An 18,541-nucleotide genomic window follows, 5' to 3' on the forward strand; every position below is an offset into this window, starting at 1 on the left:
AGGGTGGTATCAGATTGATGGGGTGAAGGTGCCCCATCAACCATTAAATCCGTATACCCAAGATTATATAAGTATACAGCCATATATTCAGGGTAGTTGCTCCCCAGACCGCTAGCTATGGGCGACTAGCGTCTAGGCGAATGGCGAGCCATGTTGGTTTAGTAGTATATACATCCCCGCCTATTGTCTATCAGCCTCTGTCAGGCAATCCCAACCAATAAATAAATAGTTTTCCTAGCGCTCCTATGCGAAGAGTCATAGGAGAACCGCAGTGGAAACCCATCCGAAGAACCGTAACTTAACGTTGACCTACGGTCCCCTCTGGAGGGGGTGGCCGCTTTGTCCTGGTCATGCGCCCTTTGTCAGTGAATATCTGGATCTATTGTTAGAAACCATGCAGGAGGCCTCGTCAGTCAACAAGCGCCTATGCGCGTTTCGGTTTGACCTGCACTACCCGCCAGAATTGACGTCTCAGCCTGAATCAGCCATCTCACGATTCTTTCATCGGCTACAGCGGGAGGTGGATAAAGAGGCGAGCATGAAGACGCGGAGATACCCCTGTCGTATTTACCACGCCTGGGCCGCTGAACGGCACCTATCCGCGCGAAACCACTATCACGTGGCCATTCTGGTCAACAAAGACGCGTACTACTCCTGGGGCCCTTTTCCGAGCCTTATAGGGGGCAATACGGGATTGGGGACCAGAGGTGGAATGGCGCATTGCATCGTCCGGGCGTGGGCCCATGCGTTAGGCGTCCCGCCGGAGATGGTGGTCGGAAGTGTCCACTATGCAAACAACGGGATTTACTACTTGAACAGTAACCGGCCGAACAGATCTGCAGAGTTTGCCGCTATATTCGAGCGCGTTAGCTACATGGCGAAGGCGGCTACCAAAATTTACGGTCAAGGCTTTAGGTCCTTCGGCTGTTCACGCCGGAAGGAGATAGGTCAGCTTGCACACTAGGTTTGCGAGGCAGGTGTCGCTGATTGTGGAGCTGCTACCTGCGGCCCTCGCGAGTGAATTTTGACGGGCGTTCCTCATCCCGTGAAGGGTTATGAGGACATAGCAATGAAAATCATGCGATTGGAAGAAGTAATTGCCTCCACGGGGCTGGGGCGGTCATCGATCTATAAGCTGATGGCGGAGGATGCCTTCCCGAAGTCAGTCCCGCTGGTCAACCGGTCCGTGGGCTGGGTTTCCTACGAGGTGGAAGGCTGGATCATGGCTCGCATCGAGGAGCGTGATCAGAACATGGTTGAGTTGAGTGATGCTCTTAAATAGGAAAGCCCATCCCTATCGATGGGCTTCGTTTGATATCGGTGTTAGATCTTCTTGTAAATTACGGTCACTCTCCCCTGTGGCTTGTTCTTGGCGATTTCATAATCAGGATTGAAAGTCGCTATGTTGTGCGCGGCAATGCCAACTGCTGAATAAATGCTAATGGCTTGGGTGAACCCCGTTGGTATAACAAAGCCAGCCAACGAGGCGCTTCTGTACTCGGTGTAAACTCTGCATTTCAAACCGCTCGTCTCAATGGCGACTTCCACCTTATTCACCACATAGCTTAGATTTTTGACCGCAACGATCTGGAAAGACGCCTTTTCCGCGATTAGCTCGGAAAGCTTTTGATCGTCGAGTTCTTCGACGGATAGCTTCTTGATGTCAATGTCTTTACCCATTTTCCCTCCGGGGTCCGGGGCTTAGGTTCCTGGACAAATAAGAAAGTGCCTTGCTGTCCCTCTCTCTCACCCGGTAGGTGAGAGAGAGGAAGGAGCTAGCGCAGTGTCAGCGTGTAGGTGGATTGGAATTGGTCTCCAGTGGAGCCAACTTCGAAGCTGAAACGGACCTGAGCATTGGTGGTCACGACCTTGTCGACCACCAACTCAAACGTGACGCTGTCCCCTTCGCTGATCACGATTCCGCTTGTCAGTCCCACAAAGCGGGGATTCAAGCCGGCGGGTAGGGGAGAGCCCGTCGGATCTTCGACCTGGACACCCTGGAGGGTGTAATCCCGGCCGATGGCCTTGAGGCGGAATTCCGCCAGGGTGATGGTGCTTTCTCCTGTGGACGTGCGGGTCAGGGTGCTTGAGGACGTATAGGGCAGGCCCACCATCCGCCATTCCGCTGGGTCGAACACGTCGCCCTCGTCAAACTCCTCCAGGGTCAGCTCGGGCTCGATGGCGGTAACGCGCACCGTTGAGGCGCGGCTGGTCTTATTGCCGTCATTCACGGTCAGGCTGATAACGTAGTCGCCTGCTACGTCGGGCGTAAAGCTCGGCGCTACGGTACCTGGATTGGTGAGTGCGACGACGCTGCCATCCGGTCGTGACTGGAATGTCCAGGTATAGGTCAGCGTATCGCCGTCCGCATCGGTGCTGGCGGACCCGTCAAGGGTGACCCCGCGTCCCACTTCCACCGTTTGATCCCGGCCGGCGTCCGCCACGGGCTCGCTATTGGCGGTTTCGGCATTGACCTGAACGCGGTCGCCGGCGCTGTCGGCCTGGCCATCATTCACCACCAGTTCAACGATATAAGCGCCGTCGACATCGGGTGTAAACGAGGGGCTGTCGGTGGCGGCGTTGGTCAGCGATGCCGCGCTGCCGTCAGGTTGTGATACGAACTCCCACTCGAAGCTTAGTGGATCTCCATTGGCGTCCGTGCTGGCGGAGCCGTCCAGAGTCACCACCGTGCCGGTCATGGCGTTAATGTCGCCGCCTGCATTGGCTACGGGCTTGGCGTTCGCCTCAGAGGCGGTAACGCGCACAAGCTTTTCTTCACTAGTGATTTCGCCGTCGTTAACTGTCAATGCCAGGGTGTAGGTACCTTCGGCATCAGCGGTGAAGGTGGGCGCTACCGATGTCCGATCCGAAAGCTCGGACGTGGCCTGGAACGGTTTGGAGACGAAACGCCAGTGATAGCTGAGGGTGCCGCCGTCCGGGTCTGAGCTGCCGCTCGCATCCAGAGTGACGACATCGCCTTCCACTACAGACTGATCCGCCCCTGCGTCGGCCACGGGCCTTACATTGGCTTTCGTGGCGCTCACCGTGACGTTGTCGGTATTGCTATCAACTTCGCCGTCGCCAACGAGCAGCTCGATCACGAAGTCGCCTTCGACGTCGGCAGTGAACGTGGGATTGACCGTTTCGGCATCCTGCAGGGTCGCGCTGCTGCCCGCTGGGCGGCTCACAAAGCGCCAGGAGTAGAGCAGCGCGTCGCCATCGGGATCGGCGCTTGCCGACCCGTTCAGCGTCACTACGTCGCTTACAAGGACGCTCTGGTCTTCGCCGGCGTCCGCCGTCGGCGCGCTGTTCGGTGTTGCCGCTGTTATGGTCACCTCGTCAGCCACGCCTGTTGCTTCGCCATCGCTAACCGTCAGCGTGAGAACGTACTCCCCGTCCGCATCGGGCGTGAATGACGGATCGACGGTGTTCGCGTCCGACAGGGACGCCACGCTGCCACCTGGCTGCTCGGTGAGCGCCCACTGGTAGGTGAGCAGGTCGCCGTCGGCGTCCGTGCTGGCGGATCCGTCGAGGTTCACCGGCTCGCCGGTCTTCACGGATTGATCCGCGCCGGCATCGGCGACGGGTGGGCTGTTGGCGATTGTGGCTGTGATGGTGACCGTTGCGGGCTCACTGTCGACCTGGCCGTCATTTACGATCAGCTCGGCGGTGTACTCGCCCTCGCTGTCAGCCACGAAGGTGGGTTTGACGGTGTCGCTGTCCGCGAGGACCGCGCCGCTGCCGTCAGGTTGGGCGCTCAACGACCAAGCGTAGGTGAGGGTGTCGCCGTCCTCGTCGTGGCTTTCAGAGGCATTGAGGGTGACGGTATCGCCCACTTTGACGCTTTGGGCCTTGCCCGCGTCCGCGAGCGGCGCGGTGTTGGTGGCGCCAGGGCTGGGGTCGGACGTCTCTTCCTCACCGCCGGAGGAACCCCCTCCGCCGCACCCAGCTAATATCAAGCAGGCCATGATCAGGCCATAGCCGATCCATCGAATCATTATTGTTACTCCCTAGATCATTTGTTTTTCGCTTTGAAAAGCACGACGGAGGAGCGGGCCACGGGATGGCTCGCCCGCCGCTGCTTCGAGGGGTTGGTCAAGTCGCTTGATCTCCGCCAAGCGTTCGCGATGGGAGACCGAAAACCGGGGGTGGTGCCTCCGGGCCGGGCTCCGTTGTCCTTATTCATAGACAAAGCTTCCTTACTTATATCGAAAAAGTATGGCATGGCCTTACCAAAAGTAAAGCCTGGCCGTACGACAGCATAAGGCCAATTGCGTAGCTTATGAGGCTGATTGCTATCGAGACTTCCCATGCAGACCAAAGAGTTTGGAAAGCGGTTGAGAGCCGCCCGCGAGCGGTCAAACCTGACGCAGGAGCGGTTGGGTATGGAGCTGGGCGTCAGCAAGACGACCGTCTCGTCGTGGGAACTGGGGAACGATCCCCCGAGATTCAGCTATCTGCTTGAGCTGAAGCGGGTTTTGGATGTGTCTCTGGATGAATTGGTCTATGGGCACGACGCCGATTTGCGAGAGGCGCAAACCATCACCACCAGTGATGACGGCGAGGTAGCGCTGATCAAGGCGTACCGTCGTCTAACGATCAAGCGCCGCAAGGCACTGCTGGGGCTGATCGAGGAGTAGTTTGCTCAGGTTGGTGGCGGGGCCTCCGTGCTCAGAGAGCGTCTTCACGGGTAAAGAACGCATCGACCAAGCCCTGGATGACCAGGTCGGCCTCCTCGTCGGACGGCAGCTCGCCGTGATTCAGGATCAGGTGGAAGCCCAGCAAATCCCCGAAGGCAGAGATGACCTCAAACTCGAACGTCCCGTGTTTGGGGCTCAGGTGCCGCCAGTGGCGCCGACTGTACGCCCAAATCCGGTCCAGATAGCGACAGCTCTCCGTCACCAGCTTCATGCGGCCCGCGTGCCAGAAATTTAGTAGGCGCTCACTTCGGTGAGGGTCTCTTTTGGACGTCATCAGGCCTTCGAACAGAAAGGCCCCCCAGACCGGCGCCACGGCCTGAGGCAGCGTCTCGCTTTGCAGGTCCGACGCCAGGGCGAACCGGCGATAGGGAGAGGGGTCGTTGGGAGGCATGGCGTTTCTCCGGTGAAAAAGATAGATGTTGAGCCGGTGGGGCGGGGATACCGGCCCGTAATGCTTGCGGTGTGTTAAAGGCATCAATCAGCCAACAACACCGCTTGATCCAGCGCCCTCTGCTTCAAACTCGCGCCCTGGTCGAACTACGCGGAGTCCAGCCTGTGATAGAAGCTCCGTGCCCGCCGTTCGTGGTCAACGAACTCGGTAACGGCATTGAGCAGGCCATAGACAGTACCCTTGGCGGAAGGCAGATCCGCACCCCGGCCCGCGCCGTGGAACAGAGCGTGGACTTTCGCCATGGCCCGTTCATTGGCCGTAGTGCGCTTCGACAGCGGGCGCTCTTGGAAGAGCCCGATCAGAAACTTCTCGATCTCCGGCTACTCCATACCCGCCTGGCGAGCCCAGGTCTCGATGGACTGGCCGGGCGACAGCGCGTTGCCCAGGCCATGCCACGGGGTCCGGTCGGTATAGGCCATCTCGTCTACGAGGTGAGTCATGTTTGCTCCTCGTGAACGGCATAAAAGCGCCCCTCGCCATCAGGCGGGGCCGTGATCGGGTAGTACGGGGTGGGAACGAAAAGGAGGCGGATCAGACCCAGCCACGCCGGGAGAGGCTTTCCCAGCCAGATTGGGATACCACCAAGTGATCAAGGACGCGGACGTCAATGAGGCCAAGAGCTTTCACCAGTAGCTGGGTAACGTCGCGGTCCGCTTGGGACGGCTCGCTGTGCCCTGAGGGATGATTGTGGGCCAGGATTACCGAGGCTGCGTTCCACTCCAGGGCCTTCTGCACCACGATCCGGGGGTGGACGGTGGCGCCGTCGACGGTGCCAGAGAACAGTCGCTCGAAGCTCAGCACCTGATTTTTGTTGTTCATGAACAGCACCGCAAAGTGCTCGTTCTTCTCGTTGGCCAAAGTCATCTGCAGGAAACGCGCGGCCTCCTCCGGGTGGGACAGGGTGTCGCCGCGCGTCAGGTTCTCCTGAAGGATGGCGGCGGCTGTGCGGATGATGTCATCCGAGGTTATTGGGCCGGAGGCGTGATAGAGGCCCTTCTCGCTCTTTACGAATGTTGTATCGTAGTCGCACATAGCGATCTCCAGAAGAAAAAAGCCCGCATGGGCGGGCTTTGTGCGGGTTAGAGGGGTAGGGCAGGCTTATTCCAGTTCCGCGCTGAATCGGTAGTCGCACTCCAGACATTCGAAGCTATCTAGAACGGTCTCATCGAGCATCTCGCCAACGGCCGCGCCGGCGGAGCCGCCCGCAAAGCCGCCAACGAGACCGCCGACTATAGCGCCGGCAATACCTCCCAGGGTAGGGCCGGCGGGGCCGGCGATGAGCCCGGCAGCGGCTCCAACACGGGCACCGGACACGGCAGTTGAAAATCCAGTGGCGGCACCTGCCGCCGTGCCGAGGGCGCCGCAGGTTTTGCGGCCAACATGGAGGGTAACGACACGGGTAGAGCGACAACGAGGGCAGTCAGGGTTCACGGTGTCTCCTTTTCTGTACGGTTTATTGCGGCTGGATCAGCCCACATTCCTGGTGCTATCCGGTCAGTGGTATATATCTGAAAATCGATAGAATCCTCATGATCGGAAGTATGGAGGTAGGTTGAGGCGCGAAAGTACGTCGCCAAGTTTCCAGCAGCCAGATGTGCTCATGAGCTAGTACGGTGAATCCGCAACATCAGAATCACCAATAGGAGTCACGAAATGACCAATTCAAAGAGGCAAAGAGCAAATCATCGTTCCGATCAAGCCAATACGAATCGCGGCAGCAATGGAACGAACCCCGTGAATAGCCATGTACATGGCAATCGTGGTGCTCAGCTAAATCCTAACCGGAAGAAATAACAGGTGCCGCCCCGCTTAGGCGGGGCGGTCTAAGGTGCCGCTCTATGGACGATAAAATCGGCTTTCCAACTCAAGGAGAGGTTGTAAGTTACCTCTTTAAGGCCTTTGGTATTCTCCCGGCTAAACGTGACCCCCGAGTTGATGAGCTGGAAAAGAAACAATTCCAGAGGTTGCTCAAGAGGCTGCGAGATGAGGAAGGGCTACTGCTAAAGAATTTTGATATCGCTGTTGAAACCTTTAAGACACGGCTAGAGAGAAATTTGAGTGATCCGAATACCCGGAAAGTGATTATTAATGTGCTGGCGGAGCTTCATCACAGCTATAGCCGCTTGTTGGTGGAAGAAGGGACATATCGCTCAAAGGTCGACACGCTGCGTAAACCGCTGAAGGTTGCCACCCATTCCATGTGAAACCTGCCACCCGGACCTGAGCAAGGCTGCCACCCATCGGAGCGTAGGGACGCGGGGTTTCTCTTCTTACTCCGAACTCGTAGTGTCCGTCAACTTTCCCTTTCCCTTTCGCTTTTGCATGGATTCACCCCGGACATTGATCTTGTAGGCGTTATGAACGAGCTGGTCCAGATTGGCGTCACCGATTACGTCATGCCATTCCTCGATGGGTAATTGGCTAGTGGCGATGGTGGAGCTCGGCCATGTCGGTCTTCCAGCACGTCCAGCAAGTCTTGCCGGTTCTCCGCACTCAGTTTCATCAGCCTCCAGTCATCCAGGGTCAGCACGTCGACCTTGGCGAGGCTGGTCAGGAGTTTGGCGTACTGGCCGTAGCCCTTGGCAATGGTCAGCTCCCGCATCAGTCGGGTCAGGCTCACGTACTGTGCGGTGTAGCATTCCCGGCAGGCCTTATGCGCCAGGGCGTAGGCCAGCCAGGTTTTGCCAACGCCGGTGGGCCCGGTAATGAGCACGTTCAGGTGCTCTTTCACCCATTGGTAGCCGGCCAGTGATTGCACCAGCCCTTTATCTAGGCCCCGTGAGTTCCGGTAATCGATGTCTTGGAGGATGGCCGTGTGCAGCAGCTTGGCCCGGCGCAGCTGGCTACTCATGCGCCGGTTGTCCCGCTCGGTCATTTCCCGATCCACGAGTAGCCCGAGGCGCTCCTCGAAGCTCAGGTCGGTGATGTCGGGGGTGGCCGACTGATCCGCCAGGGCGGCAGCCGTGCCGGTCAGTTTGAGAGCGTGGAGCTTATCCAATGTGGGGTGTTTCAATATGTCAGAGATCCTTCAGTAGTAGTAGGCCGGGCCACGGATGTTGTCGTGGGTGTCGGGCAAGGCCAGTTCCTGTTGCTCTTCCAGGGGCTGCTGATCCAGACGGTGTTTGAGGATGGATTCGATGCTCTTGTACCGGCAACTACCCAGCATCAGGGCGCGTTTAAGGGGCCAACTTATTACGCTCAATTTCCTTCAATTTGCCAGAATTGAGCGAGAACGGTCCGGCTACTTCCCCGTTTCGGGTGGGGCCAGACCGGCGCCGTGGATTCCGGCGCTTTGCTCTTCCATAAACCATTTTCCGATGTGCCAGGCGCTCATGATCAATACCTAGATGGCGATCTGCCGGTGTCACGAACCGGACCCACTGTGCAGATTCTTCTCGTTGTAGGCCTCCTCGAACGCCAGCATCCATTCGCGCACGGCCGTGAGCGATGCATAGCCCTTTGACGGCCATTCCGGGGAGTATTTGACCGTCCGGAACAACGACTCCGAATAAGATTATCGTTACTGACCCTCGGCCGGCTGTGGGACATCAAATATGCCCAGGTCAGCCAGTCTGGCTTTGAGAGTGTAAGACGTCATCGGTGCTCCATTGTCAGAGTGCAACACCGGCGGATTGTGCCAACAGCCCTCTGGCAATAGAGCGCGTTTAATGAGCTTCTTGGCCAACCCGCCGGAACTCTGCCATGGATATACCAGGCAATGATCCTGCGACTGTAGATGTCCATGATCAGGTACAGATACCAATGCTGGCCTCGTACCGCTGACGGACAATAACTGATGTCCCAACTCCATACCTGGTTCGGGCTTGTCACGGTAAAGCTAGTCGGCTCAGGCACCTTCCGGGGCTGCTTCATCCGTCCCCGATAATTCTGTTGCCGGTGTTTCTTCAGCACCCGTTAAAACGACGATTCAGAGACCAGATAGACGCTTTTATTAGCCAGTGACGGCACGATCTGCGACGGTGGTGAATTCCGGTACTGAGGTTGATTACATGCACCCAGAATGGCCAACTCCTCGGCCTGGGTGAGTTTATGGGGCTGTTTAGCCCGTTCTGCATCGGCACGGTGGTCTTCAGCCACCCGACCGTCGACAGTGCGCCAGCGCTTCAATGTGCGCTCGCTGATATCCATCAGCTCTGCGGGCCTGCATCGGGCTGCGCCACCGGCAACAGCTTCATCAAAAAGCTCCAGAAGCCTTGCAAGTCCGTCCAGCGGCGTCAGTCATCCTCGCTGCTGTCCGGATCTTCGCCGTACAAGGCTTCGAGCTTTTTGATAGCACCAGCAGCGAGGTAGTCTCAGCGAGGGCCTTGTCTTTGCGGCGAACTTCCGCCTTCAGCTTTTTGATGGTTTTTCGGGACACTCGTTTCTGCTTCTGAGCCGCTTTATTCCGGTCTTCCTGCATGCCAGAGCCCTGCAGGCAGGCTTATTTCCTGCGCTGCATTTGCTCCGCATACAGGCCTTTCTCGCGGCAATAGGCGCTGAGTTCAGCTTCAGACATCAAGGCTGTTTCAATCGCAACAGGCAGCTTGGCTTCGGGGGACCAGTCTTCCCCGGTATTACGATTACCTGGCACGGGCATTCGTTGTTGTCGACACTGTTTTAACCAACTATACAGAGTCACATCGGATATGCCTTCCGATGCCGACACCGACAAGTCACTGCGGTTCTGCGGAGGCAGCAGTTTCTTCAGCACGTCGGCTTTACGATCTTCGGAATAACGTGGCATGAATACTCCTATGCCGCCCCGGGACTATTGAATTCAGGTTAATTCGCCTACTGGACAAATAGGCTGATAGGGTGCGGTAACTGGCGACACGGTTGCCCCGGTAAAAGTATTCGATGTTATTATGGATGATGTGAACCTCCACCTTTTTTTTGATCACGGTGTAGGGCACTGAGTAGTAGTGACCGTCGATGAGCGAGAAGTGCTGGCGATGGCGCAACGCCGCCAGGATCCAGCGCTCGACGATCAACACACCCCCTTCCACCTTGGCCTTGACCCTGGGCTCGCGGGCGTGGGTAGGAACGATGGCGGCCCCATAATGGGCAGCCATATCCTGGTAAGTTGGATTGAGGTCCGGCTCTTACCGGTGAGCCTTGGTAAACGCCCGATTTCAAATTGTCGGGAGTCACTAATCCCGGAACTCCATCCAGGTACTGGAAGGCCCGGGTGTGAGAGCCGATCCAGTCCGGCAATGCCTGGCTCCAGGAGGCTTCGGCGTAAGTGTAATTGGACGCGCCCATCACCGCCACGAAGACCTGTGCCTCGTGGATATCTCTGGTGGTGCGGTCAATGACGGGCACGGTCTGGCCGGCATAGTCCACGAACAGCTTCTCTCCGGCCCAATGGTCCTGGCGCATCATCAGGTCCAGCTTGCCCCGCCAGACGCGGTAGTGCTCGCAGAACCAGCTGTACTGATAACCGTAGGGGGTGGCTTGCCGGTACTCCTGCCAGAGCAGGAACAGGGTGACATTCTTGCACGTGAGTTCGTCGCGGATGTGTTGCCAGTCGGGATGCATCGGGCCTGTGTCGGAAGATCCGGTGGTTGCGAGAACAGCAGTTGCTCCAGATGGACCTCCTCCAGATCCGCTGGCAACGGCCAGCTCAGACCCGCCTCAACCGTACGGCGCAGGTATTCGCTTACGGTGGGGCGGCTGACGCCACAGGCCGCTGCCATCTCGCGGTTACTCAGCTCTCGCTCCCACTTGAGGCGAAGAACTTCTTTGATCTTACGCACGGATAACCTCTTCGCTGGCATCTGGCCCATCTCCGGATGAAAAGGGTCAGAGTACCGTTAAGTTATCCCGAGCCGGACGATTTTGATAACGGTTCAGGCAGCCTGCCGGGGTGGTAGCTTTGCCGTGGAATCAGTGGCAGCTTTCGCGTGGAATGGGTGGCAGGCTTCGTCTGGAATCAGTGGCAACCTTGGTTTGGAATACGCAGCCTGCGGTATCCAGTTCAGTATCCTAGGATGAATGTGCCATTTGGCTGTGTCTGCCCGGAGGTTCCCATTCGGGTGCGGTGCGGCGAAATCCGCGATGAAGGACCGCCTGGAAGACATCAAACCGCCTTTGCCGCCGTTTTCTTCGCGTGCTGTTAGTGCTGACGGCAGCAGTGGGGGAAGCAACATGTCCAGCACCTATGGTTTTGGGGTCTATGTCGAGGAGCGGTAAGTGTACGAGCGGGTTGAAAACAGCGATTACGGGGATGGGCTGGCAGGCTGGAACAAAACGAGGGTCTGCCAAACCGCTCCCCGTAAAAGGGAGAATGTGTCAGTGGGGTCCAATGTCTGGAGGGGCAGCAACCCGGAGGGCTGCGTAATGACCTACCGGTACGTTGATGTTTTTGTCGATGGCGCTAAGGCGGGCCACACGTACTACTGGAATTAGGCGGCATTCTAGCAGGGCAGTGAGCTTTGTTCGGGCCAGGTCTCCTGGCCCGCAGTCATTTTACTGACAGACCCAAAAGAAGACTTCAGTGATCAGGTGGTCAGATTCACAATGTCACTACAGCGTTAGGGTTATTTTGGAGGGAAGTATCACTTGATCCTGGGAAGACCGTGACGCCGAATCAATCTGAACCAGGAATCTCAACAACTGCAGCAAAACCTCCCGCTTTACTCGACGTGTAATGAACCAGCCCCTGATAACGCTCAACTATCGCGTGGACAATAGCCAGTCCCAGGCCATGACCGGGTTTTTGCTCGTCCAGTCTTAATCCCCGCGTGCCCAATTTTGAGCGGGCTGTCTCTAAGACGCCGGCCCCATCGTCGCTGATGATAATTTTTAACTGGCCTTGATCTTCACCCAGGGTGAGCTCCACCCAGCGGAACGACCATTTGCCCGCGTTATCCAGCAAGTTGCCAAGGATTTCGTTCAGATCATGCTCCTCGACAGGCCAGCGACGGTGTTCAGGCAGATATGTTGATAGTTCAAAAGATTTATCGGGGTAGAGGCGGCCGACCATCCACAGCAGGTCCCGGGCCTGTTTGACCGGGCAGGCACTTTGGCCGACCTGTGGGCCTGCAAACCGGCTTCGCCGCATTTCTGACTCAAGCTGAGCATCTATGTCGTCGAGGCGCGACGCCATTTCCCGTCTCAGGTTCTTATCGAGCGGGCGGCTCGTGTCTTCCAGGATCTGTCTGACAGCCGCTATGGGCGTTTTCACACTGTGGGAAAGGTTGGCAAGGGCGTCACGGGAGCGTTCCAACCGGTCATCCAGTGAATCCAGCAGCTGATTGAGTTGCCGGACGAGGGGCCGGAATTCTTCCGGGCCATTTGCGTTAATACGGGAAATATCGCCTGACTGAAGTCTTTTCAGGCTCGCCTGAAGGCCCACTACTGGCCGCAGGGCCAGACTGATGCCCACCCATATGCTCCCGATCATCAGAATGACCAGTAAAACCGAAACGACGGCGGTCCAGGTGTGGAGTTCGGCCTGACTTTGCTGCAGTGCCTCCATATCCTCAGCAACAATGACCACGAAGGAATTTCCGTCGACCGTGAAGGCACGGCGATACCCCAGCATTTCGGAAGGCGCAGCGGGCACCTCAGCATCCCGGACTCTCACGGCTCCTTCCTGTTCGGACGAGAGCAACGGCCTCAGCAGCGGTGTCCAGGTTTTCGGTGAAATGGACTGCCCGGACGGAGAGGCAATGGCGAAGGCGTGGTGGAACACTTCCTGAAAGTAGTCGCCGGTCTGGAGTGTGTCAGTTCGGCCGCCGGACTGGCGGATCTGGTGTTCCAGAAAAGCCACCTCGTCTTTCAGGCGGCTTTCTACAAAGTCCGTGGACATCCTCTCCAGCAAGGCCCCATGGATGATCCAGGCTAGCGCCATCAGGCCAATACCGGCCGGAAGCAGCAGAATCAGGAGCATCGCCCTGACTGAGTGAGGTCTAGCGGCTATCGGCATCGAACAGGTACCCCTGACCGCGTCGGGTCTTTATGGTGTCCGGACCCACCAGCTTCCTGAGCCGCCGCACATAGGCCTCGATAACGTTTTCGCTGGGTGTGTCGTCGAGGCTGTATAGCTGGTCCAGAAGCTGTTCTTTCGAGAAAACCTGCCCGGGTCGACTCATCAGACAACGGAGCAAGCGGAACTCCGTACCGGTCAGGCTATGTTCGGTCTGGTCACCGGCTCTTAACGTCTGGCGATTTTCGTCCAGCTCGAATCGGCCCGCTGTCAGGGTATCCATTATTCGGCCTTCGCTTCGCCGCACGATGGCGTGAAGCCGGGCAATCAGTTCTTCCGTCTGGAAAGGTTTCGCGAGGTAATCATCGGCGCCGGCCTTCAGTCCATTGACCTTGTCCTGCCAGTCTCCTCTGGCGGTCAGGATCAGCACCGGGAAGCTGACCTTATGCGCCCGCCACTGCCTCAGTACGTCCAGACCGTTACCGTCGGGCAGGCCCAGGTCAAGAATACCGGCCCGGTAGCTTTCCTGCTGCCCGAGTTGCCGGGCGTCCCGTGCTGTACGGGCGGTATCCACGCTGAAGCTGGCCTTTTCCAGCTGGGCGCTTAGCCCGTTCGCCAGCAGGGGATCATCTTCCACCAGAAGTAATCGCATTCCTGATCTGCCTTCCCAATTTGAGTATCAAAGCCCGTCAGTGTTGCTGCCCAAGCTGAATTGTGCCTGAACGAAAAATAATTCCGATTTTCAGCATGGATTCAGGTTGCTGAGCGATGATAGCAACCGTTTCTGGATATTGCTCAAGTTTTGAGTAAAACAAACCGGCCTTCTGGGCCAGATCCGTTCAAGGGAGAAGTTATATGATCGTATCAAAATTCCTTGTTGCTGCCGCAACAATCTCATTGTCGGCGACCGCCTTTGCCGCTGGAACCCATGGCGGAGGCCACGGTCACGGCGCTGCGAGTGGTGAACCTGGTAAAGCCTCAGAGGTCAGCCGAACCATAACAGTCGAAATGTACGACAACTACTATGAACCGGAATCAATCACCGTAAGCCCCGGGGAAACGGTGCGGTTCATGGTGGAGAACAAAGGGAACCTCGTTCACGAATTCAACATCGGCACCCCAGAGATGCACGAGGGCCATCAGGAGGAAATGATGATGATGGTTGAGCATGGCGTCATCCAGGGCGGCAAGCTGAACCACGACATGATGAATATGGATATGGGGAATGGCCATTCCATGAAGCATGACGACCCGAACAGCGTGTTGCTGGAACCGGGCCAAAGTAAAGAAGTGGTATGGAAGTTCTCTGATAAAGGCAATATCGAATTTGCCTGCAACGTGCCGGGCCACTATCAGGCCGGGATGTACGGTAAGGTCAATTTCGAGTAACTCGCTTAACTGAGGTCCGCGAGCGCGGGGCTGAGACACGTTTCTCGGCCCGGCTTCAATGACGTGTAGTTCGGAGCAACACAGATGAAACCACGCTTTTTGACAGGGCTTTTGAGCCTGCTGATGCCAGCCATGGTTCTGGCCGGCGAATACGACCTTACGGTCGACCGGGTAAAAATTGATACCGGCGATTTTGTGAAGGAAGGCATTGGATACAACGGCGCATCTCCGGGACCGGTAATGCGTTTCAAGGAAGGCGAGAACGTCCGGATCAACGTGACCAACAACCTGGATGAGATGACGTCCATTCACTGGCACGGTCTGATCCTGCCTTTCAATCAGGACGGTGTGCCAGGTATCAGTTTCCCTGGCATCAAGCCGGGTGAAACGTTCACCTATGAATTCCCTATCCAGCAAGCAGGCACCTACTGGTTTCATAGCCACTCTGGTTTTCAGGAGCCAGACGGGGCCTATGGTGCCATTGTCATTGAGCCCGAGGGCCGTGAGCCATTCCGCTACGATCGTGAATACGTGGTGCAGCTGACTGACAAGCACCCCCATTCCGGTGACCGCATCATGCGCAACCTGAAAATGATGCCGGATTACTACAACCGTGAGCAGCAAACCGTGGGGGAGTTTTTTTCGGACGCGTCCAAAAACGGTCTGATGAACACCATTCGGGACCGCATGGCCTGGGGTGACATGCGGATGATGAAAGCGGACGTTGAGGACTTGCAGGGCTTTACGGGCCTGATCAACGGCAAAGGTCCCGAGCAGAACTGGACTGGCCTTTTTGAGCCCGGAGAACGCATCCGGCTGCGGTTCATCAACTCCTCGGCCACGACCTACTTCGACATACGGATTCCCGGTCTGGACATGACGGTTGTACAGGCCGATGGCAACAACGTTCAGCCCGTTAACGTGGACGAGTTCCGGATCGGTGTGGCGGAAACCTATGATGTGATCGTCCACCCGAAAGATGAGCAGGCCTACACCATTTTCGCTGAATCCATGGGGCGTTCCGGCTATGCCAGGGCAACACTGGCCCCTGAAAAGGGTATGGAAGCGGCCGTGCCGCAACTGCGTGAACCTGCCCGCCTGACAATGGCTGATATGGGCGGTATGCCTGGTATGGACCATGGCAGCATGGCGGGCATGGATCATGGGAACATGGATATGGACAGCTCAGAAGATATGTCCGGGATGGATCACTCCTCAATGGAGGGAATGGACCACTCCAACATGGACAGCATGGATCATTCCAACATGGAAGGCATGGATCATGGTTCCATGGCGATGGGAAAAGGCGGCCAAAGCGACCCCTTTTACGCCAAGGGAAGTGGCCTTGTACCCACGGCAGCCAATGGCGGCAAGTTCCTGTCCTATGCTGACCTGAAGGCCCAAGATCCACTGTATGAAGACCGCGAACCGACCCGGGAAATTGAGCTTCGTTTGACCGGCAATATGGAGCGTTATATCTGGAGCATTAATGGCGTCAAGTACGAAGACGCAGACCCAATTCGTCTCAAATACGGTGAGCGAGTTCGCTTCAAATTCGTGAACGAGACCATGATGACTCACCCTATGCACCTGCACGGCATGTGGTCCATTCTCGATGTTGGTGCAGACCAATGGAACCCGATCAAGCACACGGTCAGTGTGCAGCCAGGCACCACGGTTTACATGGAAACCGAGGTCGACGCGCCCGGCCAGTGGGCGTTCCACTGTCACCTGTCCTATCACGCGGCCGCTGGTATGTTCCGCAAGGTCATTGTTGAAGGTGGGCCAGATTCAACGCAGGCCAAAACAGACGTGATTGCTGAAGATGGAGGTGAGGCATGAGTTGTATTCGATCACTTGTCGCCGTCAGTTTTCTTGCCTCTATTGGTGTCTCAACGGCGGTGACAGCTCAGGAAATGATTTCCGACACCACGGCTCGTAAACAGCCGCTCACAACCTGGGGCGTTCAATTCGAGGAATTTGAGTACCGCTACAGCGACGATGACGAGGAGCTGGGCGTCTGGGATGCGGATGCCTTCTACGGCACCGACGAGCTGAAACTCCGGTGGATTTCAAAAGGTGAGTACAGCCTGGAGGAGCGGGCCTACGAATCACTGGAAAACCAGCTGGTCGGCCAGATCCCCATTTCCAAGTTCTTCGACGCCAAAGCGGGTGTTCGCTTCGACACCCCCGAGGGACCGGATCGTACGTATGCTGTTCTCGGTGTAGCCGGGCTGGCACCCCAATGGTTTGAGATCGATGCAAACTTGTATGTCAGCAAGGATGGAGATACCTCAGCCGAACTTGACGCAGAGTACGAGCTGCTGCTCACTAACTATTGGATCCTTTCCGCAACGCTGGATGCGACGGTAGCGTTCAGTGAAGACAGGGAAATTGGCATCGGCAAAGGATTGGTTTCCACCGAAACCGGCCTCCGGCTCCGCTACGACCTGATAGACCGTGCGTTCTCGCCTTATGTGGGCGTGGTGCATGAGCGCAAATACGGCGATAGTGCCGACTTTGCCGAAGCGGACGGCGGCAGTACAGCAGATTGGTTTGCTGTGATTGGAGCGCGCATCGCACTCTGATCAGGTACTTAGGGGCTAAAGATATTTCTTTGGCCCGTTTTTCTCGACATTGATGCAAGTGAGATCTACCCAAGCCAGCATTGGCTATTTATTGAGTATCAAACGCCGTTCAAAACAACAGGAGGTTGTATGAGCAGCACGCACGACAGAACCACGCGCTATCAGAAAGGCAGTCTTACACTTCCGGGAACTGTTATGCTGGGCACCGGTGTCATGATTGGCGCCGGTATCTTCGCCCTTACCGGGCAGATGGCGCAGATGACTGGCGTTCTTTTCCCGTTGGCGTTTCTGGCCGCGGCGGTAATCGTAAGCTTCAGTGCCTATTCCTACATCAAAATTTCCAATGCCTACCCGTCAGCCGGGGGCATAGGCATGTACCTGCACAAAGCCTATGGCAATCGGTTACCGACGGCTTTCAATGCTTTGCTGATGTATTTCTCGATGGTGATTGCCCAGAGCTTTCTTGCGCGAACCTTCGGTTCTTACACCATGCAACTGTTCGATGGCGATGAAAGTGGCCGCATGGTGCCCATTCTTGGCGTCTCACTAATTCTGGCCGCGTTTCTGATCAATCTGTTGGGCAACCGAATGATTCAGGGCGTGGCTTCCTTTATAGGTATCCTGAAGATCGGAGGCATTCTGGTTTTCGGGCTGGTGGGTATCTGGATTGCCGACAGTGTTTCTGTTGATTTCTCTAGCCCCGGTGAGGCTGGAACCTTTGGCAATTTCCTGGGGGCAACGGCCCTTGGCATTCTGGCCTTCAAAGGTTTTACCACCATCACCAACAGCGGCTCGGAAGTCATAGACCCCAAGAGAAACGTGGGGCGAGCGATTATTATTTCCATCGCAGCCTGCGTGGTGATCTACACCCTGGTCGGTTTCGCCGTTGCCAGTAACCTGTCCCTGGCGGAAATCATCAAAACGCAGGACTACTCTCTGGCGGCCGCTGCGCGTCCCGCTCTCGGCGATTACGGTGTCTGGTTTACTGTCGCTATTGCCATGATGGCCACGGCGGGCGGTATTCTCGCCAGCGTCTTCGCGGTATCCCGCATGCTGGCGATGCTGACGGAGATGAAGCTCGTACCACATCGGCATTTTGGCATGCCCGGCAGCATCCAGAAACACACACTGGTGTATACCGTTGTCCTGGGGCTGATCCTCACCGCCTTCTTTGATCTGTCACGAATTGCCGCGCTGGGTATCGTGTTTTACCTGATTATGGACATTGCCATTCACTGGGGTGTACTGCGCTATCTTCGCAAAGACATCAAGGCCAACACCTGGGTGCCAGCAACAGCCATCTTGTTGGATCTTTTGGCGCTGGGCGGCTTCGTCTGGGTAAAGCTTAATACGGACCCGTTCGTCATCAGCGTGGCAGTCGTGACCATGATCGTGATTGCAGTATCCGAGCAGATTTTCCTTAAAAGATCACCGGAATCGGCGCAAGCGAAACAGGAAGAGAGTCATGCGCATCATCATTAAT

General features: G+C 56.8%; 16 protein-coding genes and 3 pseudogenes. 8 read left to right on the forward strand and 11 right to left on the reverse strand.

All coding sequences use genetic code 11. The features are described from left to right. Nucleotides 1-394 precede the first annotated feature (394 nt). Together IM760_RS19135 and IM760_RS17290 are read left to right on the forward strand one after the other, a co-directional pair. Nucleotides 395-964 (forward strand): inovirus Gp2 family protein, encoded by a 570-nt coding sequence (locus IM760_RS19135; protein ID WP_377899806.1) that lies wholly within the window; start codon nucleotides 395-397, stop codon nucleotides 962-964. 105 nt (nucleotides 965-1,069) lie between these two features. Next, entirely contained in the window at nucleotides 1,070-1,282 is a 213-nt protein-coding gene (locus tag IM760_RS17290) for an AlpA family phage regulatory protein (RefSeq protein WP_138771827.1), read from the forward strand. A 41-nt stretch (nucleotides 1,283-1,323) separates the two neighbouring features. Here IM760_RS17290 and IM760_RS17295 read toward each other — a convergent pair whose 3' ends face one another. Together IM760_RS17295 and IM760_RS17300 are read right to left on the reverse strand one after the other, a co-directional pair. Continuing rightward, nucleotides 1,324-1,680 (reverse strand): hypothetical protein, encoded by a 357-nt coding sequence (locus tag IM760_RS17295; protein WP_138771826.1) that lies wholly within the window; start codon nucleotides 1,678-1,680, stop codon nucleotides 1,324-1,326. A 95-nt stretch (nucleotides 1,681-1,775) separates the two neighbouring features. Further along, complete coding sequence (locus IM760_RS17300) at nucleotides 1,776-3,998, reverse strand: PKD domain-containing protein (RefSeq protein WP_138771825.1); 2,223 nt, start codon at nucleotides 3,996-3,998, stop codon at nucleotides 1,776-1,778. A 312-nt stretch (nucleotides 3,999-4,310) separates the two neighbouring features. Here IM760_RS17300 and IM760_RS17305 point away from each other — a divergent pair, with 312 nt between their 5' ends. Next, on the forward strand, nucleotides 4,311-4,640 hold the full coding sequence (locus tag IM760_RS17305) for a helix-turn-helix domain-containing protein (protein WP_138771824.1): 330 nt from the start codon (nucleotides 4,311-4,313) through the stop codon (nucleotides 4,638-4,640). Between the two features lie 31 nt (nucleotides 4,641-4,671). On the opposite strand, the gene IM760_RS17310 is transcribed toward IM760_RS17305, so the two are convergent. From IM760_RS17310 to IM760_RS17320, 3 genes are all read right to left on the reverse strand, one after another. Next, entirely contained in the window at nucleotides 4,672-5,091 is a 420-nt protein-coding gene (locus IM760_RS17310; RefSeq protein WP_138771823.1) for a hypothetical protein, read from the reverse strand. A gap of 146 nt (nucleotides 5,092-5,237) precedes the next feature. Beyond that, the gene (locus IM760_RS17315) at nucleotides 5,238-5,465 is read right to left on the reverse strand and encodes a DUF932 domain-containing protein (protein ID WP_138771822.1); all 228 of its coding nucleotides are present in this window, start codon (nucleotides 5,463-5,465) and stop codon (nucleotides 5,238-5,240) included. Nucleotides 5,466-5,682: 217 nt separating this feature from the next. Beyond that, on the reverse strand, nucleotides 5,683-6,183 hold the full coding sequence (locus IM760_RS17320) for a JAB domain-containing protein (protein WP_138771821.1): 501 nt from the start codon (nucleotides 6,181-6,183) through the stop codon (nucleotides 5,683-5,685). Between the two features lie 806 nt (nucleotides 6,184-6,989). Here IM760_RS17320 and IM760_RS17325 point away from each other — a divergent pair. Beyond that, entirely contained in the window at nucleotides 6,990-7,355 is a 366-nt protein-coding gene (locus IM760_RS17325; RefSeq protein ID WP_138771819.1) for a hypothetical protein, read from the forward strand. A gap of 66 nt (nucleotides 7,356-7,421) precedes the next feature. Here the strand turns inward: IM760_RS17325 and istB are convergent. From istB to IM760_RS17360, 6 genes and pseudogenes are all read right to left on the reverse strand, one after another. Then, nucleotides 7,422-8,167 (reverse strand): annotated as a pseudogene (gene istB / locus IM760_RS17330) (IS21-like element helper ATPase IstB). Nucleotides 8,168-8,179: 12 nt separating this feature from the next. Next, nucleotides 8,180-8,317, reverse strand: a complete 138-nt coding sequence (locus IM760_RS17335; RefSeq protein ID WP_204431506.1) for a hypothetical protein — start codon at nucleotides 8,315-8,317, stop codon at nucleotides 8,180-8,182. 10 nt (nucleotides 8,318-8,327) lie between these two features. Next, nucleotides 8,328-9,895 (reverse strand): annotated as a pseudogene (locus IM760_RS19140) (IS3 family transposase). A gap of 7 nt (nucleotides 9,896-9,902) precedes the next feature. Next, nucleotides 9,903-10,928: pseudogene (istA, locus tag IM760_RS17350) on the reverse strand (IS21 family transposase); the annotation flags it as partial. An 812-nt stretch (nucleotides 10,929-11,740) separates the two neighbouring features. Further along, nucleotides 11,741-13,045, reverse strand: a complete 1,305-nt coding sequence (locus IM760_RS17355) for an ATP-binding protein (protein WP_204431498.1) — start codon at nucleotides 13,043-13,045, stop codon at nucleotides 11,741-11,743. A gap of 19 nt (nucleotides 13,046-13,064) precedes the next feature. Further along, nucleotides 13,065-13,733, reverse strand: coding sequence for a response regulator transcription factor (locus IM760_RS17360; protein WP_204431499.1), 669 nt, complete (start codon nucleotides 13,731-13,733; stop codon nucleotides 13,065-13,067). Between the two features lie 203 nt (nucleotides 13,734-13,936). Between IM760_RS17360 and IM760_RS17365 the strand changes: the two genes are divergently transcribed. The 4 genes from IM760_RS17365 to IM760_RS17380 all read left to right on the forward strand — a co-directional run bounded on the left by IM760_RS17365 (nucleotide 13,937) and on the right by IM760_RS17380 (nucleotide 18,540). After that, nucleotides 13,937-14,470 carry a cupredoxin domain-containing protein gene (locus IM760_RS17365; protein ID WP_026949848.1) on the forward strand — a complete coding sequence of 178 codons (534 nt, stop codon included), beginning with the start codon at nucleotides 13,937-13,939 and terminating at the stop codon, nucleotides 14,468-14,470. Nucleotides 14,471-14,554: 84 nt separating this feature from the next. Continuing rightward, a complete protein-coding gene (locus IM760_RS17370) occupies nucleotides 14,555-16,312 on the forward strand; it encodes a copper resistance system multicopper oxidase (RefSeq protein WP_022996759.1) in 1,758 nt (585 codons plus the stop codon). Continuing rightward, nucleotides 16,309-17,058, forward strand: a complete 750-nt coding sequence (locus IM760_RS17375; RefSeq protein ID WP_022996758.1) for a copper resistance protein B — start codon at nucleotides 16,309-16,311, stop codon at nucleotides 17,056-17,058. The genes IM760_RS17370 and IM760_RS17375 overlap by 4 nt, the downstream gene beginning before the upstream one ends. A gap of 129 nt (nucleotides 17,059-17,187) precedes the next feature. Beyond that, nucleotides 17,188-18,540 (forward strand): APC family permease, encoded by a 1,353-nt coding sequence (locus IM760_RS17380; protein WP_026949849.1) that lies wholly within the window; start codon nucleotides 17,188-17,190, stop codon nucleotides 18,538-18,540. Nucleotide 18,541: the final 1 nt, after the last annotated feature.

It is taken from the genome of Alloalcanivorax marinus (genome assembly GCF_016906305.1).
GTDB classification, from domain to species: domain Bacteria; phylum Pseudomonadota; class Gammaproteobacteria; order Pseudomonadales; family Alcanivoracaceae; genus Alloalcanivorax; species Alloalcanivorax marinus.

Coding starts and splice junctions, on each gene's coding strand:
- IM760_RS17375 (WP_022996758.1), top strand. CDS start 16,309: ATGAGTTGTATTCGATCACTTGTCGCCGTCAGTTTTCTTGCCTCTATT.
- IM760_RS17335 (WP_204431506.1), bottom strand. CDS start 8,317: ATGCTGGGTAGTTGCCGGTACAAGAGCATCGAATCCATCCTCAAACAC.
- IM760_RS19135 (WP_377899806.1), top strand. CDS start 395: ATGCAGGAGGCCTCGTCAGTCAACAAGCGCCTATGCGCGTTTCGGTTT.
- IM760_RS17305 (WP_138771824.1), top strand. CDS start 4,311: ATGCAGACCAAAGAGTTTGGAAAGCGGTTGAGAGCCGCCCGCGAGCGG.
- IM760_RS17300 (WP_138771825.1), bottom strand. CDS start 3,998: ATGATTCGATGGATCGGCTATGGCCTGATCATGGCCTGCTTGATATTA.
- IM760_RS17380 (WP_026949849.1), top strand. CDS start 17,188: ATGAGCAGCACGCACGACAGAACCACGCGCTATCAGAAAGGCAGTCTT.
- IM760_RS17295 (WP_138771826.1), bottom strand. CDS start 1,680: ATGGGTAAAGACATTGACATCAAGAAGCTATCCGTCGAAGAACTCGAC.
- IM760_RS17365 (WP_026949848.1), top strand. CDS start 13,937: ATGATCGTATCAAAATTCCTTGTTGCTGCCGCAACAATCTCATTGTCG.
- IM760_RS17355 (WP_204431498.1), bottom strand. CDS start 13,045: ATGCTCCTGATTCTGCTGCTTCCGGCCGGTATTGGCCTGATGGCGCTA.
- IM760_RS17360 (WP_204431499.1), bottom strand. CDS start 13,733: ATGCGATTACTTCTGGTGGAAGATGATCCCCTGCTGGCGAACGGGCTA.
- IM760_RS17370 (WP_022996759.1), top strand. CDS start 14,555: ATGAAACCACGCTTTTTGACAGGGCTTTTGAGCCTGCTGATGCCAGCC.
- IM760_RS17325 (WP_138771819.1), top strand. CDS start 6,990: ATGGACGATAAAATCGGCTTTCCAACTCAAGGAGAGGTTGTAAGTTAC.
- IM760_RS17310 (WP_138771823.1), bottom strand. CDS start 5,091: ATGCCTCCCAACGACCCCTCTCCCTATCGCCGGTTCGCCCTGGCGTCG.
- IM760_RS17290 (WP_138771827.1), top strand. CDS start 1,070: ATGAAAATCATGCGATTGGAAGAAGTAATTGCCTCCACGGGGCTGGGG.
- IM760_RS17320 (WP_138771821.1), bottom strand. CDS start 6,183: ATGTGCGACTACGATACAACATTCGTAAAGAGCGAGAAGGGCCTCTAT.